This window comes from Neobacillus bataviensis LMG 21833, assembly GCF_000307875.1.
In the GTDB taxonomy this organism is placed as follows: Bacteria; Bacillota; Bacilli; order Bacillales; family Cytobacillaceae; genus Neobacillus; species Neobacillus bataviensis.
In genome coordinates, this window is record NZ_AJLS01000054.1 from 60,405 (window position 1) to 84,945 (window position 24,541).

27 protein-coding genes and 2 pseudogenes are annotated in these 24,541 nt (G+C 39.5%); 8 read left to right on the plus strand and 21 right to left on the minus strand.

Annotation, left to right across the window (positions count from 1 at the left end):
* The first annotated feature begins 13 nt into the window (after positions 1–13).
* A complete protein-coding gene (locus BABA_RS08125; protein ID WP_007084677.1) occupies positions 14–1,102 on the plus strand; it encodes a citrate synthase/methylcitrate synthase in 1,089 nt (362 codons plus the stop codon).
* A gap of 120 nt (positions 1,103–1,222) precedes the next feature.
* Here the strand turns inward: BABA_RS08125 and BABA_RS08130 are convergent, their stop codons facing one another.
* Positions 1,223–1,831: an exonuclease domain-containing protein gene (locus BABA_RS08130; protein ID WP_007084678.1), complete on the minus strand. Its 609-nt coding sequence runs from the start codon at positions 1,829–1,831 to the stop codon at positions 1,223–1,225.
* Between the two features lie 186 nt (positions 1,832–2,017).
* Between BABA_RS08130 and BABA_RS08135 the strand changes: the two genes are divergently transcribed.
* Positions 2,018–2,410, plus strand: coding sequence for a VOC family protein (locus BABA_RS08135; RefSeq protein WP_007084679.1), 393 nt, complete (start codon positions 2,018–2,020; stop codon positions 2,408–2,410).
* A 34-nt stretch (positions 2,411–2,444) separates the two neighbouring features.
* On the opposite strand, the gene BABA_RS08140 is transcribed toward BABA_RS08135, so the two are convergent.
* Positions 2,445–3,023 (minus strand): TetR/AcrR family transcriptional regulator, encoded by a 579-nt coding sequence (locus BABA_RS08140; protein WP_007084680.1) that lies wholly within the window; start codon positions 3,021–3,023, stop codon positions 2,445–2,447.
* A gap of 13 nt (positions 3,024–3,036) precedes the next feature.
* The gene (locus tag BABA_RS08145) at positions 3,037–3,744 is read right to left on the minus strand and encodes an MBL fold metallo-hydrolase (RefSeq protein WP_007084681.1); all 708 of its coding nucleotides are present in this window, start codon (positions 3,742–3,744) and stop codon (positions 3,037–3,039) included.
* 339 nt (positions 3,745–4,083) lie between these two features.
* Between BABA_RS08145 and BABA_RS08150 the strand changes: the two genes are divergently transcribed.
* Genes BABA_RS08150 through BABA_RS08165 form a run of 4 tightly spaced genes read left to right on the plus strand, consistent with a single transcriptional unit; the run spans position 4,084 to position 7,861 of the window.
* Positions 4,084–5,190: an ABC transporter ATP-binding protein gene (locus tag BABA_RS08150; RefSeq protein WP_007084682.1), complete on the plus strand. Its 1,107-nt coding sequence runs from the start codon at positions 4,084–4,086 to the stop codon at positions 5,188–5,190.
* Positions 5,180–5,983: an ABC transporter permease gene (locus BABA_RS08155; RefSeq protein WP_007084683.1), complete on the plus strand. Its 804-nt coding sequence runs from the start codon at positions 5,180–5,182 to the stop codon at positions 5,981–5,983. Before BABA_RS08150 ends, BABA_RS08155 begins: the two co-directional genes overlap by 11 nt.
* Before the next feature lies 1 nt (position 5,984).
* Positions 5,985–6,791 carry an ABC transporter permease gene (locus BABA_RS08160; protein WP_007084684.1) on the plus strand — a complete coding sequence of 269 codons (807 nt, stop codon included), beginning with the start codon at positions 5,985–5,987 and terminating at the stop codon, positions 6,789–6,791.
* Positions 6,788–7,861: an ABC transporter substrate-binding protein gene (locus BABA_RS08165; RefSeq protein WP_007084685.1), complete on the plus strand. Its 1,074-nt coding sequence runs from the start codon at positions 6,788–6,790 to the stop codon at positions 7,859–7,861. The genes BABA_RS08160 and BABA_RS08165 overlap by 4 nt, the downstream gene beginning before the upstream one ends.
* A 239-nt stretch (positions 7,862–8,100) precedes the next feature.
* Here the strand turns inward: BABA_RS08165 and BABA_RS08170 are convergent, their stop codons facing one another.
* The 14 genes and pseudogenes from BABA_RS08170 to pdxR all read right to left on the minus strand — a co-directional run bounded on the left by BABA_RS08170 (position 8,101) and on the right by pdxR (position 19,615).
* Entirely contained in the window at positions 8,101–8,322 is a 222-nt protein-coding gene (locus tag BABA_RS08170) for a hypothetical protein (protein WP_007084686.1), read from the minus strand.
* A 172-nt stretch (positions 8,323–8,494) separates the two neighbouring features.
* Positions 8,495–9,292, minus strand: coding sequence for an energy-coupling factor ABC transporter ATP-binding protein (locus BABA_RS08175; protein ID WP_007084687.1), 798 nt, complete (start codon positions 9,290–9,292; stop codon positions 8,495–8,497).
* Entirely contained in the window at positions 9,289–10,134 is an 846-nt protein-coding gene (locus BABA_RS08180; RefSeq protein ID WP_007084688.1) for an energy-coupling factor ABC transporter ATP-binding protein, read from the minus strand. The genes BABA_RS08175 and BABA_RS08180 overlap by 4 nt, the downstream gene beginning before the upstream one ends.
* Positions 10,131–10,898: an energy-coupling factor transporter transmembrane component T family protein gene (locus BABA_RS08185; protein ID WP_007084689.1), complete on the minus strand. Its 768-nt coding sequence runs from the start codon at positions 10,896–10,898 to the stop codon at positions 10,131–10,133. The genes BABA_RS08180 and BABA_RS08185 overlap by 4 nt, the downstream gene beginning before the upstream one ends.
* Positions 10,899–10,931: 33 nt before the next feature.
* The gene (locus BABA_RS08190) at positions 10,932–11,534 is read right to left on the minus strand and encodes an ECF transporter S component (RefSeq protein WP_007084690.1); all 603 of its coding nucleotides are present in this window, start codon (positions 11,532–11,534) and stop codon (positions 10,932–10,934) included.
* Between the two features lie 23 nt (positions 11,535–11,557).
* Positions 11,558–12,304, minus strand: a complete 747-nt coding sequence (locus BABA_RS08195) for a nucleoside phosphorylase (protein WP_007084691.1) — start codon at positions 12,302–12,304, stop codon at positions 11,558–11,560.
* Between the two features lie 316 nt (positions 12,305–12,620).
* Positions 12,621–12,905 carry a hypothetical protein gene (locus tag BABA_RS08200; RefSeq protein ID WP_007084692.1) on the minus strand — a complete coding sequence of 95 codons (285 nt, stop codon included), beginning with the start codon at positions 12,903–12,905 and terminating at the stop codon, positions 12,621–12,623.
* Positions 12,906–13,247: 342 nt separating this feature from the next.
* The gene (bioB, locus tag BABA_RS08205) at positions 13,248–14,261 is read right to left on the minus strand and encodes a biotin synthase BioB (protein ID WP_007084693.1); all 1,014 of its coding nucleotides are present in this window, start codon (positions 14,259–14,261) and stop codon (positions 13,248–13,250) included.
* 436 nt (positions 14,262–14,697) lie between these two features.
* Positions 14,698–14,985, minus strand: a pseudogene (locus BABA_RS27250) (DinB family protein); the annotation flags it as partial.
* Positions 14,986–15,064: 79 nt separating this feature from the next.
* Positions 15,065–15,616, minus strand: coding sequence for a signal peptidase I (gene lepB, locus BABA_RS08215; protein ID WP_420805984.1), 552 nt, complete (start codon positions 15,614–15,616; stop codon positions 15,065–15,067).
* Between the two features lie 177 nt (positions 15,617–15,793).
* Positions 15,794–16,198, minus strand: a pseudogene (locus tag BABA_RS08220) (response regulator transcription factor); the annotation flags it as partial.
* 38 nt (positions 16,199–16,236) lie between these two features.
* Complete coding sequence (locus tag BABA_RS08225) at positions 16,237–16,983, minus strand: vWA domain-containing protein (RefSeq protein ID WP_040345710.1); 747 nt, start codon at positions 16,981–16,983, stop codon at positions 16,237–16,239.
* Positions 16,984–17,531: 548 nt separating this feature from the next.
* Positions 17,532–18,143, minus strand: a complete 612-nt coding sequence (locus BABA_RS08230) for an FMN-binding negative transcriptional regulator (protein ID WP_007084698.1) — start codon at positions 18,141–18,143, stop codon at positions 17,532–17,534.
* 68 nt (positions 18,144–18,211) lie between these two features.
* Positions 18,212–19,615: a MocR-like pyridoxine biosynthesis transcription factor PdxR gene (gene pdxR / locus BABA_RS08235; protein ID WP_007084699.1), complete on the minus strand. Its 1,404-nt coding sequence runs from the start codon at positions 19,613–19,615 to the stop codon at positions 18,212–18,214.
* A gap of 113 nt (positions 19,616–19,728) precedes the next feature.
* On the opposite strand from pdxR, the gene BABA_RS08240 reads away from it, so the two are divergent.
* Positions 19,729–20,145: a GNAT family N-acetyltransferase gene (locus BABA_RS08240; RefSeq protein WP_007084700.1), complete on the plus strand. Its 417-nt coding sequence runs from the start codon at positions 19,729–19,731 to the stop codon at positions 20,143–20,145.
* A gap of 277 nt (positions 20,146–20,422) precedes the next feature.
* Positions 20,423–22,600: a peptidoglycan D,D-transpeptidase FtsI family protein gene (locus BABA_RS08245; RefSeq protein ID WP_007084701.1), complete on the plus strand. Its 2,178-nt coding sequence runs from the start codon at positions 20,423–20,425 to the stop codon at positions 22,598–22,600.
* A 58-nt stretch (positions 22,601–22,658) separates the two neighbouring features.
* Here the strand turns inward: BABA_RS08245 and BABA_RS08250 are convergent, their stop codons facing one another.
* From BABA_RS08250 to BABA_RS26435, 4 genes are all read right to left on the minus strand, one after another.
* Entirely contained in the window at positions 22,659–23,273 is a 615-nt protein-coding gene (locus BABA_RS08250; RefSeq protein ID WP_007084702.1) for a DUF2812 domain-containing protein, read from the minus strand.
* On the minus strand, positions 23,273–23,599 hold the full coding sequence (locus BABA_RS08255; protein WP_007084703.1) for a PadR family transcriptional regulator: 327 nt from the start codon (positions 23,597–23,599) through the stop codon (positions 23,273–23,275). Before BABA_RS08255 ends, BABA_RS08250 begins: the two co-directional genes overlap by 1 nt.
* A gap of 156 nt (positions 23,600–23,755) precedes the next feature.
* Complete coding sequence (locus tag BABA_RS08260) at positions 23,756–23,935, minus strand: hypothetical protein (protein ID WP_040345679.1); 180 nt, start codon at positions 23,933–23,935, stop codon at positions 23,756–23,758.
* A gap of 220 nt (positions 23,936–24,155) precedes the next feature.
* Positions 24,156–24,452, minus strand: a complete 297-nt coding sequence (locus tag BABA_RS26435; protein ID WP_083865335.1) for a phospholipase A2 family protein — start codon at positions 24,450–24,452, stop codon at positions 24,156–24,158.
* Positions 24,453–24,541 lie beyond the last annotated feature (89 nt).

The following is a 24,541-nucleotide window of genomic DNA, read 5'->3' on the forward strand; positions in this document are numbered from 1 at the left end:
AGGAGCGATTTTTATGATTCAGAAAGGTTTAAAAGGGATTGTGACGGCAGAAACATTGATTAGTCATATTGATGGGGAAATTGGCGAGCTATTTTATCGCGGTTATGACATTAAAGAAATTGCGAGGAATAACTCATTTGAAGAAACTGCCTATCTTCTGTGGTTTGGTCATTTTCCCGATGCTGAACAGCTAGCTGCGTTGAAAGGTGATCTGAAGAGTAATCGTGGACTTCCCGAATATATTATGAGAATAATTAATCAGCTTCCTCTAGATATGGATTTAATGAGTGTTATTAGGACTGCCATTTCAGCGGAGGCTGGTTATTTTGATTACGGCTGGAAACCTACTGTTACGCAGGCCATCCGTTTAACCGCCTTGACCCCTACCATTATCGCCTATCGAAAAAGTCAATTAGAGGGAAAAAAGTTCGTATCTCCTCGGAATGATTTAGACCATGTTGAAAATTATTTGTATATGTTGTACGGGAATGTTCCTTCGTCTGCCCATGTGGAGGCACTTGAAACGTATATGGTCTTAACACTTGAACATGGAATGAACGCCTCTACATTTTCTGCCAGAGTTACGGTATCCACTGAATCAGACTTAGTTTCAGCAATTACATCAGCAATCGGAACAATGAAAGGCCCTCTTCATGGAGGGGCTCCTTCAGGAGTCATCGAGCTTCTTGATGAAATTGCTATGGGGGCAGAGCCAGAAATGGTGATACGGGAAAAGGTTTTACGCGGAGAAAAATTAATGGGCTTTGGGCATAGGGTATATAAAACGCACGACCCTCGAGCGATTGCCTTAAAAGCAAAAATAATGGAACTGGTTGGAGAAGATGAGTGGCTTGACTTAGCGATGCTTGTAGAAGACACGGCTGTCAGGGTATTAGCAGAACTGAAGCCTGGTCGTTCCCTTTATACAAACGTAGAATTTTACGCTGCCGCCATCATGAAAGCAATCAATATGGATTCAGAACTGTTCACCCCCACCTTTACCGCAAGCAGAACGGTAGGCTGGACAGCACACGTCTTAGAACAAGCAGAAAACAACACCATCTATAGACCACAATCTAAATATATTGGAACCTTCAAATAAAGCGGTAAACCTTCAAGTAAAAAGGAAATTAAATATAGTGTAAATAGTAGCAATGGTGACAGGCACCATTACTAACCCCAACGCAGGGTTTTTGCGTTGGGGTTTCGGTTGGGGCAGGTTTTAGCCCATTTTTGTTCGAGCGGCGGCTGGTTGGTATTTTCTCATTGGGCCTTTTTCGAGTACTTCCTGCAGATAGAGGTTGCCGTTCGGACTTTCTTTCTTGAGCAATTCCATTAAATATGTAATATCGTCAAGTGCTCTATGTGTTTGGTAATTGGTAATGTTATGGGCTTGTAAAAGGGTCAAAAGTTTCCCATTTGGAAATCCATAATTTTTCCACGGTACCCCTCTCATCGTACAATACCACTTTAATTCGTTAACCTCTGGGTACATGTGATAAAGAAAGCTGCGGTCAAAGGATGCGTTATGTGCAAACACAGTGTCTGCACGATGAAAATAGGTTTTTATTTTTCCATCGAAAAAGCTTTTTCCTTTAACTAACTCATACGGAATCCCATGTACTCTATATGCTTGGTCATAGTTAAAACGAGCTGACTCAGAAAGTGGCTCCCTTAAAAATGAATCTTCCTCAATAATATCGATTATTTCACCCGAATCGGATCGATAGGTAAATAACTTTAAGGCCAATTCAATTACTTCATCTTTAGTGGGACCCAATCCGGTCGTTTCCACGTCCAAAATTAAACCATATTTTTCTATGCTCCGCACAGGCATCATTCCTTATTACTTAAGTTTTCCATTATTATAACAAAGCTTAGCAAACTAATACATCTCCAAAATGTCCCTTATGGTTATAGATTGTCCTAGCAAGATTCTTCTTTTAAATCCTTTTCAGTACAATGTTATAATTTAGTTATCAAACTCAAAAATTCAATTGTACTGGAGATGACCGAATTGATTCAATACGAAGAACTTCTTCATCACGTTAGTCTGACCGTAACCGATCTAGAGCGTGCAAAACATTTTTATAGTGAAATCCTATGTTTAAAAGAACTTGAACGTCCACCCTTTGATTTCGCAGGAGCATGGTATAAAATAGGCAACCAGCAGCTTCATCTTATTGTCCTCCCGACCTCTCAAACGATTCGCAAGGAAAAACATCTGAGCAGCCGGGAAGGCCATTTTGCCCTAAGAATCAAATCCTACAATGATACTCTTTACTGGCTTAAACAACATGGGATTGCGACATTAGAAAAACCTCATAGTGCCAGCGGCTTCGCCCAAATCTTTTGTGCCGATCCTGATGGGAATCTAATTGAATTAAATGTTGATCAAAAAGATTTGTAAAGTATTTATAAGACCGAACAACGGGGGCTCTTTATCAAGATACCCCTTCTTTTTCCATCCCAGCAAGAAATGCCTTAAGAATAATCGACAGACTTTCATCCAAATCCAGCGCCATCTTAAAACCGCCTTTTTGCTCCAATGCGGAAAAGCCATGTAAAATACTGCGCAACCCCCTAACACCATGCAGGGCGAGATCCCCTTCTAAATGATAGGCATGTAGGATCCGGACAGAAAGGTCGACAATTTTTGCCCCGGCTTGCTGGACTTCCTCATCCTCCGGGTCGGGGGCAAACAATGTTGCCTCATACATCCCAGGGTGCTTCCGGGCAAAATTGACATATGCCTTACTGATTGCAAGGACAGCCTCGGTGCCTGACACCCCAATCGCAGCATCCGCCATTTCCCCGTAAAGCATATCAATCCCGTATATCGCCAGCTTTTTCCTTAGTCCCGGCAATCCGTCAAAATGGTTATATAGTGATGGAGGACGAATCCCTAACTTCTTTGCCAGATTTGCTAAAGTAACCTCCTGCATTCCTTGCTGATCCGCAATTCCCCCTGCTGCATCTAGTATCGCCATTAAATCGAGTCCAATTTTTGGTCTAGGTGACATGATAACTACTCCTCTATCCTATTTTCCGTTCCAAATTCTCAATAGCCTGTGCCATCACACTCACAGGATGCACAACCATTTCCCCATGCCCCACCGCAAGAAGCTCAGGTTCATAGCTCACAAGTTTCTTCGCACTAGTTAATGCCGTCTTTTTACTCCATGTACCAAATGACGGGAATGGGAACAATGGCTTCAAATCCCCAGCCACTGCGATACCACCCCTTGTTTGAAAGGCATCCCCCGCAATCAGCGCCTTGGAACGCAAATCTAAAAACGCCATCGATCCTGGTGTGTGCCCCGGTGATTCAATTGCCGTTAACGAACCGACAAGATCACCTTCCTTCAATAACACATTTGCCCGTGTCTTTAATTTTTTTGGTACTCCGCCCTTGATCGGTGTTTGCTCCTCATGCGGGTCAAGCGAACGATCATCATTCATTAATCGGTGGTCACGAATCGAAATATACACTGGTACCTCTGGCAAGATTGCTTTTAAAGAATCAAGCGCACCAACATGATCTTCATGTGCATGTGTTAAAACAATTTTTGTAATGGGCTTTCCAATGGTTTCGGCAGCCTTCAAAATCCCCTTTGCACAATATCCGAGAGCTGCATCAATCAATGTTAATCCATCCTCTTCCTCCACCAAGTAACAATTAACCGGAAAAACATTTGCCATAAATGTCACTTGATATAAATAACCGTTTTTGATCATTCTCACCGTGATCATCCCCTTTTAACTAATATCGTTAGTTTTATCTTAACTAATGCAATTAGTTAAATCAAGAACTTTTTTCCATTTTTTATCAAAAGTATTTCGACACCGGCATGTGAACAAATTCTCAGGCTCTGAATTTTTCTTAGACCACTAACTACAATCTTTTTCCGGCTTATCATGGCCGAAACTATATCCAGGCCATTTTTGAAAAAAATTGCCTTTTGCTGGATTCTTTAATTGTATAATGAAACAGTAATTGTATTTTCAGGCTCTTCCTGTATAATGATTTCCGAATGGAACAACGTGAAACTTGTTTTAACTGTAAAAAAGGAGGTCACTTTAATGAGCGGTGCTATTATTCAATTTAAAAATGTAACAAAACAATATGATAACGACCCGCCCATCCTAAACGATGTAAGTTTTGAGATTGAGCGCGGAAAATTTTATACGCTTCTCGGTCCTTCAGGATGCGGGAAGACGACAATATTACGGTTAATCGCCGGATTTACTGAAGCATCTGAAGGAGAAATAGTTTTTAACGGTAAAAAAATCAATCATGTACCTGCAAATAAACGCCAGGTGAATACCGTTTTCCAAGATTACGCCCTTTTTCCTCATTTAAATGTATTTGAAAATGTGGCATTCGGATTACGTATTAAAAAAATGAAGAATGCGGAAATTGAACGAAAGGTAAAAGAAGCGCTAAGCTTTGTTAACCTTTCGGGCTATGAAACGCGCGAAATTAGAGAAATGTCCGGTGGGCAGCGGCAGCGTGTTGCGATTGCTCGTGCAATTGTCAATGAGCCGGAAGTGATCTTGCTTGATGAACCATTGTCAGCGCTTGATTTAAAGCTGCGTACTGAAATGCAGTATGAGCTGCGTGAATTGCAGCGCCGACTTGGCATTACCTTTATCTTCGTTACACACGATCAAGAAGAAGCACTAGCGATGTCTGATGAAATTTTTGTCATCAATAAAGGGAAAATCCAGCAAAGCGGCACACCAACAGATATTTATGATGAACCGATTAACCGTTTTGTGGCGGATTTTATTGGTGAATCCAATATAGTAGAAGGAAGAATGATGGAGGATTATCGTGTCGAATTTGTCGGCAGAGAGTTCGAGTGTGTTGACCAGGGCTTAAACAAGAATGAGACGGTTGAGATTGTCATCCGCCCAGAGGATTTGGAAATCACAACTCTGGAACGAGGCAAACTTCAAGTACGTGTTGATTCGCAATTATTCCGTGGTGTTCATTATGAAATCAGTTGCTATGATCAAGACGGAAATGAATGGCTCGTCCATTCCACGAAAAAGGCAACCGTGGGTGATAAAATTGGGCTTTATTTCGACCCGGAGGCTATCCATGTTATGCGGCATGGGGAAACTGAGGAAGAATTCGATCGGCGATTAGAAGCCTATTCGGATGTGGAAGCCAATGGAAAATAAACTCAGCCGCAATTTATATATGGTTCCTTATTTCCTTTGGATTGTTCTTTTTGTCATTGCACCCATTCTTCTTGTACTCTATTATTCCTTCTTTGATATTGAGGGAAATGTGTCACTCGTGAATTATCAAAAGTTTTTCACACCGGTGTATCTAAAGATGACACTTAGCTCCTTTTGGTATGCCTTTTTGATTACAGCTATTTCACTGTTGGTTGCCTATCCCACAGCCTATTTATTAACAAAAACTAGGCATAAACAGCTGTGGCTCTTATTAATTATTGTGCCATCATGGATTAATTTATTGTTAAAGGCTTATGCCTTCCTAGGTATTTTTGGTACCTATGGAGCGGCAAACAGCTTTTTAAAAATGATTGGGATTGGGGCGCAGCAAATCTTATTTACAGATTTCAGTTTTGTGTTTGTTTCAGTTTATATTTTTATCCCATTCATGATTTTACCGATTTTCAATTCATTAAATGAATTGAATCCGACCCTTTTGGACGCAGCTAACGACTTAGGGGCATCCAAATGGACGACGTTTCGCCGGGTTATTTTTCCCTTAACGATTGATGGGGTGAAATCAGGCTGCCAGGTAGTCTTTATTCCTGCTCTATCCTTGTTCATGCTGACAAGATTAATTGCGGGGAACCGTGTGATCACTCTTGGGACAGCGATTGAACAGCATTTCCTTGTAACCCGGGACTGGGGTATGGGCGCCACGATTGCGGTCTTTTTAATCATGATCATGGTTTTCATTATGATTATAACGAATACCCGAAAGCGAGGTGTGTAGCGTGGATAATAAAATTACTCCATTATCAAAGGTATTTTTATTAATGATCTTTTTTATCCTGTATGCACCTATTTTCTTCCTGGTTATCTTCTCTTTCAACAGTGGAGAAACGATGTATAACTTTAAAGGATTCTCGCTTGAGTGGTACCGTGAACTTTTTCAAGATACAAGGCTTCTGATTATTGTTTTGAATACGGTTGTAGTTGCATTATTATCAGCACTCTTTTCTACCATCATAGGTGTACTAGGGGCGCTGGCGATCCATCAGGCGAAAAAAAGACAAACCAAAAATTCATTGTTATCATTAAATAATGTGCTCATCGTCAGCCCTGATGTCATCATTGGCGCTTCTTTTTTAATTTTATTCACGATGGCTGGGATCAAGCTTGGGTTTTATTCGGTGCTGTTATCCCATATCGCCTTTAGCATTCCGATTGTTGTCTTGATGGTGCTGCCAAAGTTGATGGAGATGAGCCCTACCTTAATCGACGCGGCTCGGGATCTTGGGGCAAGCCGCTGGAACGTCCTGACAAAGGTAATCATTCCTTTTATCACACCAGGAATTTTCGCAGGATTTTTCATGGCATTAACGTATTCATTCGATGATTTCGCGGTTACCTTTTTTGTCACGGGTAATGGCTTTTCAACACTTTCCGTTGAAATTTATTCATTAGCCCGCCGGGGAATTTCCTTGAATATAAATGCATTATCAGCCTTATTGTTCCTGTTTACAATGCTGCTCGTGGTCATTTATTACTTTATTACCCAGCGCAACAAGGTTAATGGAATGGGGGTTCGAAAACGATGAACAAGCTTTTTCGTTTTTTCCTCATAATCGCCCTTGCATCAGCAGTGCTATTATATGCGATTTCCAGTTTAAACACGTCCCAAGGCTATTCAGGCGGTAATACGCTGACGATTTATAACTGGGGCGATTACATTGATGAAGATCTTATCAAGCAGTTTGAAAAAGCAACAGGTATCAAGGTCATTTATGAAACCTTTGATTCAAATGAGGCGATGCTGACCAAGATTGAACAAGGCGGCACGACCTATGATATTGCCGTTCCATCTGAATATATGATTGATAAAATGCGGCATGAGGATTTACTTATTCCCCTGGATCATTCCAAGCTACCCAACTTAAAGAATATTGATAAACGATTCATGGATCTGCCGTTTGATCCGGGAAATAAGTATTCAGTGCCCTATTTCTGGGGGACTGTTGGCATTGTCTATAATCCTAAAATGCTGAATGGTAAGAAAATTACCAGCTGGAATGACCTTTGGGCACCCTCATTAAGAAATAAGATTTTGCTCATTGATGGTGCCCGTGAAGTCATGGGAATGGGGCTGAATAGTTTAGGTTATTCACTTAATGATACAAAGAAGGCCCATCTAATTAAGGCAAAGGAAAAGCTCGATACGCTTACCCCAAATGTCAAAGCCATTGTTGGCGATGAAATCAAGATGCTGCTAGCCAATGAAGAGGCCTCTGTTGGTCTGGTATGGTCAGGGGATGCTTCCGAAATTATGTCCGAGAATGAAGATTTGGATTATGTTGTCCCAAAGGAAGGCTCTAATCTTTGGTTTGATAATATGGTCATTCCAAAAACGGCGAAGAATATTGAGGCGGCTCATAAATTTATTAACTTCATGCTCGATCCAAAGGTTGCTGCACAAAACACAGAATATGTTGGCTATTCAACACCGAATAAGCAGGCACTCAAACATATGCCTAAAGAGGTCGTCAAGGATGAGCGGTTCTATCCATCCCCTGAATTGACGGAAAAACTTGAAGTATATGAAAACCTTGGTAAAAGGAACTTAGCCTACTACAATGAACTGTTTTTACAGTTTAAAATGCATCGGAAATAATGAGAAAAGCGCAAGTGCCCTGGTCAGCGGCGTATGGCCTGGAGCGCTCCAACTGAGATAAAGGAAACACGGTGAGCGTAGCGAACCGATGTTGACTTATCGTAGGGCGGAGAGCGAAGGACACTAGCCGCTAGGGCGCTTGCGCTAGACAATTCTCAAAGTCGAAAATTGTATACTTTCTTTATAAAAAAATGGCAGCAATCTCAGTTTTCATTGAGATTGCTGCCATTTCCTTACATTTAATAACTATTATCTTCTTTATAACTTTCCTTATTGGTATACCAATTGGTTATTTGAGTTAAAATTGCAAAGACAAAAAAGAAATTCATCGCCCAGACATTAACGAAAGGGGCAATCCCGCCAAATTCAATCGTTGCGTATCCTTTTAGTTTGATGACAATCATCGATTCGATAAAAATCAAAATAAACCCTAACACACCCGCCGCGGCCGCTCTGAACATTTCAATTTCCCCCTTCTAAAATGGTACTTCTATCCATAGGTTTCAAATTATAATTAGTGAAAATAGTGCATTTATGACAATTTCGTGAACATCCTTACCTCTATTATATGGCAAAATCCATTAAACACAACTCCCAACTTACCAATAAAGAAAAGGGTGTCAGGCACCATGTTCACATGGTGCCTGACACCCTTATATACTCATCTACTGTTAGTATAGTGTTTTTCATTCCAAGTCTCTCTGCTAATTGGGTGATCCCTGGCGGTTCGACTTTGGCTTGGCTTAAAATAGCTTTTTGCGAGAATACGAATCGTGTATCTCCATCGAGAAGGACTTTTCCTTCATTAAACACAATTGTTCGCTCAAAATTCTCTGCAACAAAATCCATATCATGGATAATTGTCAGGATCAGTTTATTGTTGTTCTTCAATTCATTGATGATTTCACGAATCTTCTCTTTACCTTGATGATCCTGTGCAATGGTCGGCTCATCAAAAATAATAATGTCCGTATCCATTGCCACAACGGAAGCGATACAAAGCAGTTTCTTTTCCGATAAACTCAAATCATGAGGATTCATCTCAAGTTTATCATCGAGCTCGACCATTTTTAAAGCTTTGATCGCCTGTTTCTCCGCCGTATATTTACCCATTTTAATATTCAACGGGCCGAACATCACTTCTTCCAAAACCGTTCGTTTAAAAATTTGATCATTGGGATTTTGAAACACAAGACCAATTGTTCTAGCCATCTCAGCAGCCGTTTTTAATTTTGCATCAAAGTGATGAACTAAAATTTCTCCTTCATCCGGTTTCAATAGGCCCTTTAGCAGTTTTACAAAAGTGGTCTTTCCGGCACCGTTTTGGCCAATAATGGCCGTTGAACGCTGGTCAAACTCTATATTTATTCCCGAAAGCACCCGGTGGCCACCCTTTTTATAGGAAAAAGAAAGATTAGATACCTTGATCATCCTATCTGCCCCCTTAAAGCCTTTTCTGCATCCTCCAAGGTTACAGGGTAACAGTCCGAGCCTGCCTTCTTTATACCTAATGCTTTACACAATCTAGTATAAACAGGTGCAACAACCCCATGATCCTCAAGATCCTTCCGCGAAAAAACCTTCTCAGGTGTATCAAAGTCAACCATTTTTCCTTCGTGTAGGAGTAAGACCCGATTGCAATACTGAGCAACCTTCTCCATTTTATGTTCAGCCAGAACAACGGTAATCCCCTGTTTGCTAAGCTTTTGAATCGCACTAAAAACTTCCTCAGAGCCCGCAGGATCAAGCTGGGAGGTTGGTTCATCCAATACCAAAATGTCAGGTTGCATGGCAATAATACTTGCAATCGCCATCCGCTGCATTTGCCCTCCAGATAAATCAAAGGGATTGTGATCTTTTACCTGCTCAATTTTTAACAGGTCAAGCACGTAATCAATTCTTTCAATAATTACCGGACGGGGCAGCCCAATATTCTCAAGTCCAAAGGCAATTTCCTCATAAACCGTCATCTTCGAACCCGTCACCTGAGTGAATGGATTTTGAAACACCATACCTACCTTTAGAGAAATATCAGCAATCGAACTATTTTTTACTTCCAGCCCGTCCACTAGGACTTTACCGCCGTAAGCCCCTTTATAAAAATGAGGGACAAGCCCGACAAGTGCCTGGCATACGGTCGACTTTCCCGCAGAGTTTTTTCCAATAATACCGATAAATTCTCCTTCGTTCACTTCAAACGAAAGATCGTTAAGGGCAAGCTTGTCGGATAATGGATATTTATATTTAAGACCTTCTACGACTATCTTTTTCATGTAAAAATCCTCCATGCGACTGCGCCCACTACTAGCAGCATCATCACTGATTGAACTAGTCCGCTATAAGTGTAAGTCTTTTCCTCATAAAGGTATGTTTTGGGGGACTTTGAATTAAAGCCCCTCACTTCTAATGCCATTGCCCGTTCCTTTGTGTTGATTAGCGACCCGAGGATAACCGGGCCCAATAACGGCACGAAAGCCTTGATCCGGACAAGTAAATTTCCTTCTGTCTCCATTCCTCTTGCTCTCTGCGCATCCATAATCGTCTCCATGCTCGACATCATTTCGGGGATAATTTGAAAAACAGAAACAATCACATAGCCAATTCTAGGTGACATTCCTTTACGGACAAGCGTTTCGACCAGATCTGATGGTTTCGTTGTTAAAACTAGGATCATAAAGGAACTGACGATATTCGTTACCCGGAGCGTAATCGTTAAGGCATATAGCAGACCTTCTTTATACATAGCAACCGGGCCCACTTGAAAAAGAACCGTTTCATTTTCCGGCTTAAACAAGCCCTGTATAATAACGACCGTAATCAGCACAAAAAAGACAAAGCCAAAAACAGGAACTGCTTTTCGAATGACTTTTGCCACGATCAATAACAGAAGACTAAATCCCAGGCAAACAAAAGAAATCGTGAACGATGGCAGAATAATAGGCAGCAATAAAGCAAAAAGAATGTATATGAGCTTTGTGACGGGATCAACATCATGAATGATCGATTCCCGATCCACATACAAGCTAATCGATTTCAAAAAGTTTCACCAGCTTTCCTTTAACAAGAAGACTTAATCCAGTGTCTCGATTTTTTCATTATTGTTATATAATTGGACGACATTCCGCGGTAAACCTTTAAAAATACCAAAACTGATTAAGACCACTAATAATTTATCCGGTACATCGACAACCAATTCATCAAGCAGCGATGCCAGCCAAGTAGAATCGGTGTTTGCTAGAATAAAAGCAAATAAAGCATCACCCCATACATTCCCTGTTTGACCGCCCCAGAAACCAATATTTAGCGGTGTAGATATAACCGTTGCCACAAGCCCAATGATTAAACCGGCAACAATCGCTTTCCCCCAGCTGGAAATATAGCCCTTGTAAAAAAGAATACCAACTGCCAAACCGATCGCCACACTTGTAATCGCATAGACAAAGGAAATAGGATCTGTAAAGCCATAAATAATATTATTAATGGCACCTGCTAAAGCGCCGACAATGGGACCTCCAAGCATCGCGGCTAAAACAGTTCCGATGGAGTCTAACCATAATGGCAGTTTCAACAGTTGAGCTAGTAATTTACCAATATAGTTGACACCTACTGCAACTGGAATCAGCACAAGCGCAGCTGTTGATAAACGTAACGACCACATGCTTTGTTTTTTCATTCTAAAAACCCCCCTATTCATTTTCAAAATGTAGAATCATAAGAAACAAAAGCCTCTAGTGCGGTGAGAATTTCTAGCTCTTCCCCACGCTTACTATTGTTTTTCGCATCGACATAATCATTGATTCCCCCTTCCAAATCCCCTTCTTTTTCGACAACAACATTTAATATGGAAGCGGTCTTAATGCCGCGCAATCCACCAATCACAAATAGGGCAGCAGTTTCCATATCTGAAGCGAGAATCCCTTTTTCTGACCAGTACTTGTCGATTTCTTGTTCTTTATCAGTATAAAAGCTGTCATGACATCTGACAATACCTGTGTGATTTTTTGCACCATTCTTTTTTGCTGCATTCATTACATGAAATAGCAACTCCGTATCCGGTATAGCTGGATAGGCCTTGTTAATATAGGCATATGATGCCCCGTCATTTCTCACCGCACCGGAAGCAATTACCAAGTCTCCCAGGCGTATATGCGGCTGCAAGGCGCCGCAGCTGCCAATCCGAATCATCCCTTTCACACCAATATTCTTTAACTCTTCGATGGCAATTCCGGCAGACACTCCGCCAATACCAGTTGAAGTCACGAAAATAGGGACTCCTTTATAAAAGCCCTTTATAGTTTTGTATTCCCGGTTATGGGCAAGCTCCACTGGATCTTCTAAAAATTTGGCTACTTCCTCGACACGGCCTGGATCTCCTGGCAGCAACGCATATTGCACTTCATGTCCGTTTCCAATTCTGATATGTGGTTGTAGGTTAGTTTCCATTTTCATTTGCTCCTTTTTGAGTTTTAATTGTCGTTTAAATGCTGGGAGATTGGTTGGTTCATATGTATGACTCATATTACGTTCTATTCGTAACGAAAGGGATTTGGACTTTCCGATTGGGCGGGTGCTGTTTAGCATCTAGAAGAGGGAGCATTTTCTGTTGTAATAGAAGGAAAACCCCCTACTATATATTACAATTTTACCAAAGTTAACCGATTTGGTCATTTAATTTAATGAACTGCTCATTTTTCCTAATTTTAACAAGCATAAAAAACCTTCCCCCTAAGAGAAAGGCTTTTGTAACGAATGGTATTAATTACCGTTGTCCTGGATTATATGTGCCGTGGCCGTGGTGATAGCCATGACCGGGATAATAACCACTGTGACCATGATGATAGCCGTGGCCTGGATAATACCCACCATGTCCATGGTGATAACCATGACCTGGATAGTAGCCGCCGTGACCGTGATGATAGCCAACCGGGGTTGGATAATATCCGCCATGTCCATGGTGATACCCTTGCCCCTGATAGCTGCCGCCGTGGCCATGGTGATAACCTTGTTCCGGATTTCCAGCATAACCTCCCATTTGTCGCTCCATTAAGAATCCCTCCTTTTTACTGTTTTCTACATAGTGTATGTCTACATCAAAAAATAGGACTAGACTATAGACCATTATGCTGCAGATCCAGTAAAAGTTAGGCTTATGGCTGAAGTTGTTTTATAAGGCCGCCGGCCATTGTAAGTGAATCTTCACAACTTCCACACAAGTTCACTATAACTTCTACATAAGTTTAGATTAGTATAAAGGTAACTTAATTAGGAAATATGTTCACAAGAGCTCATTTCTTAAAACTTCCCATAATTTGATTGGTGCCTGACACCAATCCTTTTTTTTGCTCAAAAAATGCCCCCATCTGTTTAATGGACGCATCATCACTGATTAATATGTTTTTGCAAACGATTGGCTTTCCATTTCAAATGGATTGTCTTCAATTTCAAAACCAAGATCCTTAATAAGCTGGTAGTCGGCATCTGCGCATTGGCCATCTGTCGTTAAGTAGTCCCCGACAAAAATGGAGTTAGCAATGAATAAGCCTAAATTTTGCAAGGATCGCAGATTGAATTCGCGGCCTCCGGATATGCGAATCTCCTTTGTCGGATTGACAAACCGAAATAGCGCTAAAATTTTCAAACAGCGAATGGGGGTAAGCTCATCCAGATTCTCAAGCTTTGTACCCTTAATGGGATGAAGGAAATTAACGGGAATTGAATCCGCATCTAGTTCCTTCAATGCAAAAGCCATATCTACAATATCCTCATCTGTTTCGCCCATCCCGCAGATGATACCGGAACAAGGGGAAATCCCTGCTTTTTTTACATTTTCTATCGTCTGGATTCGATCCTCATAATCATGTGTAGTCGTAATATTTTCATGATAATTTGCACTAGTATTGATATTATGATTAAACCGGTCCACACCGGCAGATTTCAGCTTAACCGCCTGCTCTTCGGAAACAAGCCCCATACAGGCACAAATTTTGATTTGCTCTACTTCATTTTTAATTTCTTGAACGGCAGAGATTACGGTATCTACCTCATTCGTGGTCGGTTTCCGGCCGCTCATAACGATGCAATATGTACCTATTTTATTCCTTTTCGCTTCTTTAGCTCCCTCCACAATCGTTTGCTTACTTATTAGAGTATACCGGTCAATATCCGTTTTTGCTTTAATCGATTGGGCACAATAGCCACAGTCTTCCGGGCATAGGCCGCTTTTGGCGTTAATAATCAAATTCAACTTCACTCTTTTTCCATAAAAATGTCTGCGAATTTCATAAGCTCCATTTACGAGTGATAAAATATCCTCATCCCTGGATAATAAAATTCCCTTCGCTTCATCCGTTGAAAGTTTATAACCCTCAATCACGTTCCCTGCCAGTTTGAGCCACTCCATACCTTCACCTCATTTTAATTGTTAACCAACTAGAAAATTAAGTTTACAATTAAAATTATATATCACACAATCTAATATGGAAATAATTTTATAATAAATTGGGACTTTTCAGGGAATTAGACCTACCATTCCGAGTGAAAAATCTTCACAACTTCCACACAACTTCCCCCTAAGTTCTACACAAGTTTTTCTTATGATAAAGGTAACTTAATTAGGAAATAAGTTCATAAGAGCTCATTTCTTAAAACTTCCCATAATTTGATTGGTGCTGACACCAATCTATTTTTTTTGCAAAGAAAAAGGCCGCATCATTGCCGCCTTCCAATTACAGTTCTTTTAAAAAGTTATCTATTTGGTTCCTATGAGTCCGGTCATGATCAATTAGACTGGAGAAATAATCGGCTATTATCAAGCTGCTTTTCCCAACCATAATCTGTTAATGAAATCTTTCCACTGGTATGTTCTCAATTTGAGAAACGACCTCCGCCCTTCTTACAGCGAATTCATTGATTAGGCGGTCTTTTCCAATTCCCGAGCGTGCATAACGAGAGGCATCCGCATTTACCCTCTCTACATCCACATTTACTGTTGGAAATTCAGTAGAGCGAATGATAAACGGCAAGCGATAGTCCAATAGAAATTGATCCCAAGAAATAAAGTGGGAAATCACATCCGCAATCCCCCAGCTCCCTTCCTTAAATGGCCGAAACCAGACGTCATCTGTTAGATCCTTGAGTGATTAACACCAAGCAATTAAACTTAGTTTTTCTCCAATAATTTGGCGCTTATCCATAGTTTCTCCTCTACTTCACATTTCTAATATTCGAGAAAGGGAAGATCACAAATTCACTTTCACCAATGATTGCAGTTTGCTTAATAAAGCCTAAACCATTGCGGCTATCCATACTTTTTAATCGATTATCTCCCATTACAAAATAATGATTTGCCGGGACAGAGATTGGGCCAAAGTTCCCTGTTAACAGGCTTCCCATTTCCTCGGCTGCCTTACGATTTTCTGTTAGGTAGGATTCCTTAACGGGCTCCCCATTAATCAATAATTGATCATCGTTCATTTCAATCTTATCCCCCGGCAACCCTATGATTCTTTTTACATAATTTTTAGCCGGCCCTTTAATTATAACAACGTCACCTCTCTTAAAACTTGTTACATAGTTCATTTTATTCACAAAAATTTTCTCTTCATTATGTAAAGTCGGTTCCATCGATGCACCTTCAACAATATAGGGTGAAAATAAAAATGTTCGGATAATAACAGCAATACCTGCTGCGATCAATAGTGATTTCCCCCAGCCAAGAAGCTCCATTTTTGAGTTCGAACCATCCATTTTCAACAACCCCCTTCTACTAATGTTCATACGAAAAATACTGATAGTAATACTATTCGATACCCAGCCAATAAGACCTTTTAAAACTCTAAAAATCCAAAAATCCCAACACTTGATTCATTTTGGCGTTGGGAAAATAAATCTATTATTCGCAATTATTTTTTCACGTATTCCGATGAGGTAAAGCCGTTGGTTAATAATGTGGTCATCGTTCTGTTCCTCCTGATATAAGTAGACCCTGCGCATCAATGTTTTAATGCGGGCTACTAACTCCAATGGATTGAATGGTTTGGTTAAATAATCATCAGCCCCGCTCATTAGCCCCGTTATTTTGTCCATATCCTCTGTCTTAGCACTAACCATCATAATCGGAACATGATGCTTGGCACGTAAAATTCTACATACTTCCAAACCATCCACTTTCGGCATCATCACATCTAATATGATCAAGTCGATCTTTTCTTTTTCAAATAAAGTTAGTGCCTCTTCACCATTGAAGGCTTTCGAAATTTTATATCCTTCATTTTGCAAATAAATCGCAATCAATTGAACAATTTCCTTATCATCATCCACTATTAATATATGGCGCAAACAGTATCTCCCCTTATTGCCTAACTAATCGCTTTCGTTTATCGGCCAAATAATTTACCCCAAAATCCCTGCTTTTTCGGTTCTGACTCCCTTGATGTTTCCTGCTCTTCTTTCTCGATAGGAACGATTCCCATTTGCTTTGCTTCACTTAACCAGCTTGGGAATTCGTTTAATAACGAATTGTAAAGCTGCTCATCAGAAATCTTATCTATATCTGCAATATGCAAGAAGTTTGCGTTGTCAACGATCCGCCCTTCCATTGTGTCTAATTTTTTCAGAAAGTCAAAATTACCATTTCCAATGCCGACGAACTGCCAAAATAGCGGATGTTTTGCCGAGCTTTCGATTATTGGCTTAATTGATTTCTTGCAGCCACCATCATTGATAAAAACAAGATATGCCGGATCCTTACTTTGATCCTCTTCAAGGTACTTTTTTAACACATCCTTCATCACAGGCGGTTCATCATTTCTTCCAAATTTATGTACCAACTCATCCTCTAGGATAATACGATCTACATATCCTTCAAAATCTCTTTCGGAAACAGGCTTTAATCTAGAAAATTCATTATCATATACCCAAACATCTAACAGACCGTCATCATCAAATTGAGAGGCAATCGCTAAAATTCGCTCGACGACCTTTTGAACGGTTCCATTTTTGTATAGATTTCTCATTGAGCCTGTAATGTCTAGAACTAGTCCTACTCTAGCTGTTACCTTTACTAAATTCTTTTTCTCCAATACAATCTTTACACTCTTTTTCTGTAGATCAATTGTTGCCATTGTTTCTACCTCCCGTTTTTTTAAAACTAATTTCTGGTGTACCTCGCCTTCCATGATGCAAATTTCAAAGGTTTTACGATAATTATAATATTCCAACTCTATCAAAATCCAATATTATCCAAAATTTGTAAGAAGATTCACCCTATCAACATAACAGATTCCTTAATCGTGACATACTTCGAACTATATACGTAATAAAATCAATCAAATTCGGACGATTTCCAATTAATATCCAGCGAATGTCGTAAGTTTTTGAAAAATAGGTAGTAAGTGTCTGAATTTATGTCATAAGTGTTCAGATATTTGTAATAAACTACGGAGAATATGTCGTAATTGGAGGGAAGTGGGGACATAACGACCTTCTTCATACTTATGAAGACCAAAACTATGAACGAATACTAGCAGAATGGTCTTCATCAAGCTAATGAAGACCAAAACTACGAATGAATACTGGCAAAATGGTCTTCATCAAGCTAATGAAGACCAAATCTACGAACGAACACTAGCAAAATGGTCTTCATCAAAAAATCGAAGACGTGTAAGTAGTTTCATTTTAGAAGATTTTTCTTCATAAGGGATGCTATTTGTTTATTATCTTGATTAGAACTGTTTTCTAGCTGTTTAATAACTAACTCTTGTCGTTCTACAGGATGATTTTGACTTAATTTAGCTTTTGCTTCAATTTTTGTGATGTTTATTTTGAACGCTACAATTCCTTTACTCATTCCCTCGATGAAACCGGGTTCTAAATCATGTAAATTGTACGAACTTTCTGGGCTTTCATATTTATTTACCATATCATTTAACGAATCGAATACTACTTTTCCATCTTGGACAATCTCCAGCTTTCCATATACATGGATTGAAACATAATTCCACGTAGGTACTGCCCTCGTTGTTTCATACCAAGATGGGGAAATATAACAGTGAGGGCCCTGGAAAACCACAAGAACTTGTTGGTTTGCTATATCCTTCCACTGCTCGTTGGCACGTGCAAAATGACCATATAAAGCATTTTCATCTTTATTTAAGATCAGTGGAAGATGAGTAGCGTGCGGTTCTCCCTTATGCTGTGAAAATAATGTGGCAAAACTGTATTTTTCGATAAGGTCATAAATCATTTCTTCATTTTCGATTTTAAAATATTTTGGTATATACATATGATTCCGCCTCATTTCTAATATTTTTATTATTTATATCCAAAGTGTTCAAATCATGTCAAAAGTTTTTAAATCCTCCACGCCTCTTTTAATAACCGAATTCCTTGCTCTATTTGCTCCTCAGTTAAACCACCAAAACCTAATAAAATGTTCGGCACTTGTTCAGGCTGATTATTATTATAATAAACAGATGTTGGATACACCTTCACCTTATATGCTTTTGCCCTTTCAATTAGTTCTTTCTCCGATAGTTGATTATCGATGCATAATAAAATGTGTAATCCTGCCTCATCCCCAATAACCGTGACTTGCTCGCCCAGATATTTTTCAATGGACCGAATTAGTGTGGCCTGCTTCTTACGGTAGACGGTTCTCATTTTATTTAAATGCCGTTCCCAATGCCCGTTAATCATAAATTGCCATAGTGTGTGTTGATGGAGCCTTGAAACAGTCTGTTTGTAAATAATATAATGCTGATTATATTTTTCTAGTAAGCTATTGGGTAATACCAAATAACTTATGCGAATCGAAGGAATTAGGGATTTAGAAAAAGTTCCTAAATAAATGACTTTGCCGTTATTGTCTAGCCCTTGCAAGGATGGGATTGGTGTTCCCTTATATCTAAATTCCCCATCATAGTCATCTTCAATAATATACCGCCCCTCATCCTCTGCCCATTGTAATAACTCCATTCTTCTTGTAATCGGCATGACCATTCCATTTGGAAATTGGTGTGAAGGGGTAACATAGGTGACTTTTGCCTTACTTTCAACTAAATGATTGAGATCGATCCCGTCATGATCGAGTGGAATCGGCTTTAATATTACGCCTTGGTCTTTAAACGCCTCCCTTGTTCGGTGAAACCCTGGATCCTCCATGGAATAAACCGCATCTCTCCCAATGATCATCGTTAACAAACCAATTAAATATTGCGTTCCGGCACCTACGATAATTTGGTTTGCTGAACATCTTACGCCTCTTGATTGATATAAATATTTGGCGATTGCCTCCCGAAGTGGTAACTCTCCTTGAGATTCACCATTCAAAAAATAGGAACTTTGCTCTTCAAATAGGCCATGAATCGTTAACTTTCGCCAAACGGGATACGGAAAATGTTCCAAAGCGACCGTACCATGACTAAAATCAACTTTGTATTGTTCACTTTCGTCATTTATTTCCTTTATGATTTTTGGAACATCGTCAACGTGAAGAAACAAATCCCGGTTGAGTTCCCTTACATAAATCCCCTTTCTCTCCACACTTTCAACATACCCCTCTGCCAGCAATTGTTCGTATGCTGTTTCTACCGTAGTTTGACTGATTCCTAAATGATGGGATAGTTTCCTTTTTGACGGCAGCTTTTCCCCGGGTTCAATTTTTCCCGTTTGAATTTCTTTTTTAAAAAAGGTATAGAGTTGGATATATATAGGTTCTTCATTCCCGTAATCAAAATCCAAAGTAATCTCTAGCATTCTCTTTCCCCCCAATAATCTGGCGTGTTTAAATTCATTATATCTGACCCTTTTGAGAGTATCAGTTATTTTTTATAATCAACTATATAAAACTGGAAGGGATGATGTTTACGATGAATTTTTCAGATGGGAAAGTAATTGACTTTAAGGTTGGCGCAGCCATTACAGCGGAGGAATTATCAGATGTGTTCAAAAAGTCTGGGATAAGAAGACCAGTTGATGACCTGCCCCGCCTGCAGCGAATGATTGAACATGCTGATTTGCTTATTACCGCCTGGGATGAACAAACATTAGTGGGTGTAGCAAGAGCCGTTACAGATTTTAGCTATTGCTGCTATTTATCTGACCTTGCGGTGAATGAAGACTACCAAAAACGGGGAATCGGAAAAGAGCTCGTACGATTGGTTAAAGAACAAATTGGTGAGGAAGTAACATTAATACTCCTGTCCGCTCCTAGTGCGATGGATTATTATCCGCAAATTGGATTCGATAAAGTGGAAAATGGATTTATCCTTCCGAGAAAGAAGTAAAAATATAAACCTTTACAGCCTGTCAGGTCTAAACCTAATAAGATATGACAGGCTTTGTTTTTTTTATTCAATCACATTTCAAGTGGCTGACCCTCCTCCCAGGGGCACGGCAAAATATGGAGCTACACCTTGGGATAATAGGCGACTCCCCTCTAATCAAACAGCCATAGTTGATTTCCTTTATTTTTTCAAAACAAGTAACTTTCCAAAATATAGTATTTTCGTTATATTAGAGTAATAGAGGTTATATTTTACTAAATAGAGAGGTTTGTCTAGATTGAATACAGTGAAGAAGAAGAAAAAGGAAAATACCCCATTAAGAATAAATATATTATTTTTTATTGTCTTTATATTATTTTCAACGCTTATTCTTCGGCTGGGGATGTTACAGATTGTTTTTGGCGAAAGTTATCAGCGGGAGATAGACCAAAAAGAGATTGTTCCCATTAATTCATCTGTGCCTCGCGGGAAAATATATGACAAGAATTGGAAGTTGGTTGTTGGAAATCAACCTTTAAAAGCCATTACCTATACTAGATCCGGTTCGGTTACACAGGATGAAATGCTAGATATTGCAGCTAAATTAGCTGACCTTATTAATAAAGAATCTGAGGATGACTTCAAAGCCATTACAAAGAGAGATCGGCAAGACTTTTGGATCATCAAGCACCCCAAATTAGCTACTGCAAAAATTACTAATGAGGATAAAGACAGACTAAGGAAAAAAGAGTTGGAGAAGAAAGAGTATGATAGAGAAATCTATGATTTAACCAGAGAAAGAATTACAGAGGAAGAACTAAATTCTTTTTCACAACAGGAACTTGAGGTATTAGCTATTTTTCGAGAAATGTCCAGTGGAACTGCTTTAACACCTCATATCATTAAAAATAAAGATGTTACCGATGAAGAATATGCAGTTGTAAGTGAACAACTTGATTCCTTGCCTGGAGTGGATACAACAACGGATTGGGAAAGGGATTTTGTTTTTAAAAATGCGGATGGGAATGGGCCATTAAGCTCCGTTTTAGGCAAGGTGACTAGCGCAAAAGAAGGTTTGCCAAAAGATAGCTTAGATTACTTGCTTGCTAAAGGGTATAGCCGTAATGACCGCGTTGGAAAGAGTTATATTGAGCAACAGTATGATGATGTTTTACAAGGTCAAAAAGAAACGGTAAAGAATATTACGGATAAATCGGGGAATGTTTTAGAAACGCAAATTTTTCAAGAAGGACAGAGCGGAAATGATATAGTTTTATCCGTTGATATTGAACTTCAGCAAAAAATTGATGAGATCATTCAAGACAAACTAGGTAAATCCCGGGTTGGTCAGCCTTATATCGATAGAACCTTAGTCTCCGTTATGAATCCAAAAACCGGAGAAATGCTCGCTATGTCCGGGAAACAATTTGTGGAAGATAATGAAACGAAAAAAACGGAAGTGAGAGATTTTGCATTAGGCAACATGACCACATCTTATTCTATGGGATCAGTTGTAAAGGCCGCAACCTTATTAACCGGGTATCAAACAGGGGCAATTGCTCCGTGGCAATCCCTATATGACCAACCATTGCAATTCAAGAATACACAAGTTAAAAAATCATGGAACACCGTTGGTTTCGGCTCAATTAATGATTTATATGCTTTAAAAAGGTCATCGAACGTCTATATGTTCTTAACGGCGATGAAACTTGGCGGACAGCAAACCTACGTTCCAATGGGCCCGTTAAGCATTGATAAAGTAGCAGCCATAACCACATTCAGAAAAAACTTTGCACAATTTGGACTAGGGATTCGAACGGGCATTGATCTTCCTGGTGAACAAACAGGGTACGGTGGTGGACAAATACCTGCTGATGCCGGTAAAGTTTTGGACTATGCAATAGGACAATACGACACCTATACACCATTGCAACTTGTTCAGTATATTTCCACCATTGCAAATGGCGGTTATCGGATCCAGCCACATCTTGTAAAAGAAATTCGGAAACCTACTAATAATTCAGATGAATTGGGGCCTATCCTTCAAGAAATAAATCCAACAATCTTAAACAAACTTGATATGAAAGATTCTTGGATTAATCATGTTCAAGAGGGCTTGAGATTGGTGATCAATGATCCCCAGGGGACTGGATACGGGGGCATCAAAAATAAACAATATAAGATTGCTGGGAAAACAGGAACAGCACAAGCTTTATACGATGGACCGTTGCCAGGTCACCCCATGCTATGGAACGTAACGTTTGTCGGGTATGCCCCATACGACAATCCTGAGATTGCCATTTCAGTTGTCGTTCCCTGGTCAACTACGGATCAAACACATACAAATTTAGAAATAGCTGATGAAATATTTAAAGCGTATTTTGATTTAAAACAAGCCCGATTAAACCAAGGATTAGGAACATCAAGTCAAAATGGGGAATCCGTTAATGAAGCAGTAGAAAATGATGCACAATAAATTACCATATACCCAAAATAAAAGAGCTAGTTTTTTAGCTCTTTTATTTTACCTACATTTATATTTTTTTCATATTCTTATATCGCTGTTGGGCTTTGTAACTAAAGATTAGAAATAGGATAATTAAGACCGGAAAAATCACCCAAATAAATCCTCTGAAGAATGCAAATGGTGTTTCAAACAAGAAAGCACCCCAAAAGCCAGCACCCTCTTTTTCCCATAATCCTGGCGTATAATACAATTGTTTGGGATTAAGGAAAGCGCCCGTATCTATAGCCCCGGTCATCACTAATGCTGCAAAAATTGGGAGATAACAAGCCGATAATGAGAAGTACATATCTGAAAGCCGTTTGTACCTTCCAGCTTTAGAATCAATATCTGAGAAAATATCCTCATCAGCAGTTTCACTGACTCTTTTGAAATATTGGGCTCCTGAACTTTTTGTTCCAGCAACATGCTTCCAACCGCTATCTTCAAAAAGAGTACAATAATCAACAAAATCTGCTTGTTTCTTAAACATACGATAATCTATTTTTATATTCGCTTTTTCAGGATTATTTTTACGGAAACGATACCCGAATGACTTTCCAACAAGCTCATACCCATCAGCAGCCATTTGGTTCAGCCATACAGCTTCCTTTTCAAAATCTAAAAAGTATTTAAACTTCTTCATTATATTCTCCCCTCATTTTTAAAGGCATCCTCCGTAATCCGGATCATATGCTTCATTCTTTCTGTATCCAACAGCAGTATCTCCTTTCCCATATCTGTAATCAAGTAGATTTTCCGTCGACCATCTTTGCTTTCAACCGGCTGAATAAATTTAAGCTTTAGTAAATTTTCAATTGCTCCATATAATGTACCGGCCGCCATTCGTACCTGCCCGTCACTAAGTTCTTCTATCTTTTGTAAGATGAGATACCCATGCGCAGGCTCCAACAAAGACAACAAAATGTAATAAACTGTTTCTGTAAGTGGTATATGCTTATCCCTTTTCATCATTTTTTCTCCAGTCTTTAAATCTATATTATACAGTCTGACTATATAGTTTTAGTTTATACAGTTAAACTGTATATGTCAATGGGAACTCCAATAAAATACCACTTGGAAGATTCTCCCCAAGTGGTGACGATTTTGGATAACAATATAGCCGTTTTACGGATTTTTCCCTTTCAAGTAGGATTCCATTACCTTATTAATTATCCAATTCCCTGCTAAAAACAGGGCAATACCAATAACCACTGACCATATGCCGAGGCTGCTTAAATAAATGTTTCCAATGAATATTATTAGCAGCAGCCCGCCAAATTTAAGAAACCAATAGATGAAGTACATGATATTCGCCCTTTCGAAAAGTAGATATACTCCTATGTTCACCTATATTAAGTAAGATTACAAAGTATTCGCCCTATAGCATAATCAATCCAATCAATGTAAAGAATAAAATTACCTCATTAATTATGATGAAAAACAATTGGCTTGAGCAACCTCCTGGCACCAAAGACAGAACCGCATTTGCGAAAAAGAAAGAAGGATGATCCTTCTTTCTTTTTTACTACCGATGCTGCTGCCGGCCGCATGTAAATGTAGTCTTTGCCCTCATAAAGTCGTGCATAAGAGCTGCTTTTCTTCCTTTATCTGTGAATCTATTTTTCTTCGAACGGAGACACCCTATAAATTCAGCATCACACTGACAAGGGGAGATTCCCCGGCCAATGCAGCGATCATGTCTCTGGCAGCAGGCATCAACATCATTAATAGGTGCCCCCGGCCCGCTGCAGCCAGGCCCGCACCATCGATACCCCGGAAAAATGCACAATGCAAATGGACTTCTTCTCCTTCTATGTTGCAATAAAAACACCTCCTAAAAAGAAAATGGCTTTATGACCATTAAAAAATGATTCTCTTCTAATAAAATATGTTTTTTTTAGCAAAGCGAAA

What these genes read in the sequence shown, in the direction of transcription:
- BABA_RS08125 (WP_007084677.1), top strand. Translation starts at nt 14, where the DNA reads ATGATTCAGAAAGGTTTAAAAGGGATTGTGACGGCAGAAACATTGATT.
- BABA_RS08140 (WP_007084680.1), bottom strand. Translation starts at nt 3,023, where the DNA reads ATGTCACCTAGACCAAAAATTGGACTCGATTTAATGGCGATACTAGAT.
- BABA_RS08150 (WP_007084682.1), top strand. Translation starts at nt 4,084, where the DNA reads ATGAGCGGTGCTATTATTCAATTTAAAAATGTAACAAAACAATATGAT.
- BABA_RS08155 (WP_007084683.1), top strand. Translation starts at nt 5,180, where the DNA reads ATGGAAAATAAACTCAGCCGCAATTTATATATGGTTCCTTATTTCCTT.
- BABA_RS08165 (WP_007084685.1), top strand. Translation starts at nt 6,788, where the DNA reads ATGAACAAGCTTTTTCGTTTTTTCCTCATAATCGCCCTTGCATCAGCA.
- BABA_RS08170 (WP_007084686.1), bottom strand. Translation starts at nt 8,322, where the DNA reads ATGTTCAGAGCGGCCGCGGCGGGTGTGTTAGGGTTTATTTTGATTTTT.
- BABA_RS08175 (WP_007084687.1), bottom strand. Translation starts at nt 9,292, where the DNA reads ATGATCAAGGTATCTAATCTTTCTTTTTCCTATAAAAAGGGTGGCCAC.
- BABA_RS08180 (WP_007084688.1), bottom strand. Translation starts at nt 10,134, where the DNA reads ATGAAAAAGATAGTCGTAGAAGGTCTTAAATATAAATATCCATTATCC.
- BABA_RS08190 (WP_007084690.1), bottom strand. Translation starts at nt 11,534, where the DNA reads ATGAAAAAACAAAGCATGTGGTCGTTACGTTTATCAACAGCTGCGCTT.
- BABA_RS08195 (WP_007084691.1), bottom strand. Translation starts at nt 12,304, where the DNA reads ATGGAAACTAACCTACAACCACATATCAGAATTGGAAACGGACATGAA.
- BABA_RS08200 (WP_007084692.1), bottom strand. Translation starts at nt 12,905, where the DNA reads ATGGAGCGACAAATGGGAGGTTATGCTGGAAATCCGGAACAAGGTTAT.
- bioB (WP_007084693.1), bottom strand. Translation starts at nt 14,261, where the DNA reads ATGGAGTGGCTCAAACTGGCAGGGAACGTGATTGAGGGTTATAAACTT.
- BABA_RS08225 (WP_040345710.1), bottom strand. Translation starts at nt 16,983, where the DNA reads ATGGCAACAATTGATCTACAGAAAAAGAGTGTAAAGATTGTATTGGAG.
- BABA_RS08230 (WP_007084698.1), bottom strand. Translation starts at nt 18,143, where the DNA reads ATGTATATACCAAAATATTTTAAAATCGAAAATGAAGAAATGATTTAT.
- pdxR (WP_007084699.1), bottom strand. Translation starts at nt 19,615, where the DNA reads ATGCTAGAGATTACTTTGGATTTTGATTACGGGAATGAAGAACCTATA.
- BABA_RS08240 (WP_007084700.1), top strand. Translation starts at nt 19,729, where the DNA reads ATGAATTTTTCAGATGGGAAAGTAATTGACTTTAAGGTTGGCGCAGCC.
- BABA_RS08250 (WP_007084702.1), bottom strand. Translation starts at nt 23,273, where the DNA reads ATGAAGAAGTTTAAATACTTTTTAGATTTTGAAAAGGAAGCTGTATGG.
- BABA_RS08255 (WP_007084703.1), bottom strand. Translation starts at nt 23,599, where the DNA reads ATGAAAAGGGATAAGCATATACCACTTACAGAAACAGTTTATTACATT.
- BABA_RS08260 (WP_040345679.1), bottom strand. Translation starts at nt 23,935, where the DNA reads ATGTACTTCATCTATTGGTTTCTTAAATTTGGCGGGCTGCTGCTAATA.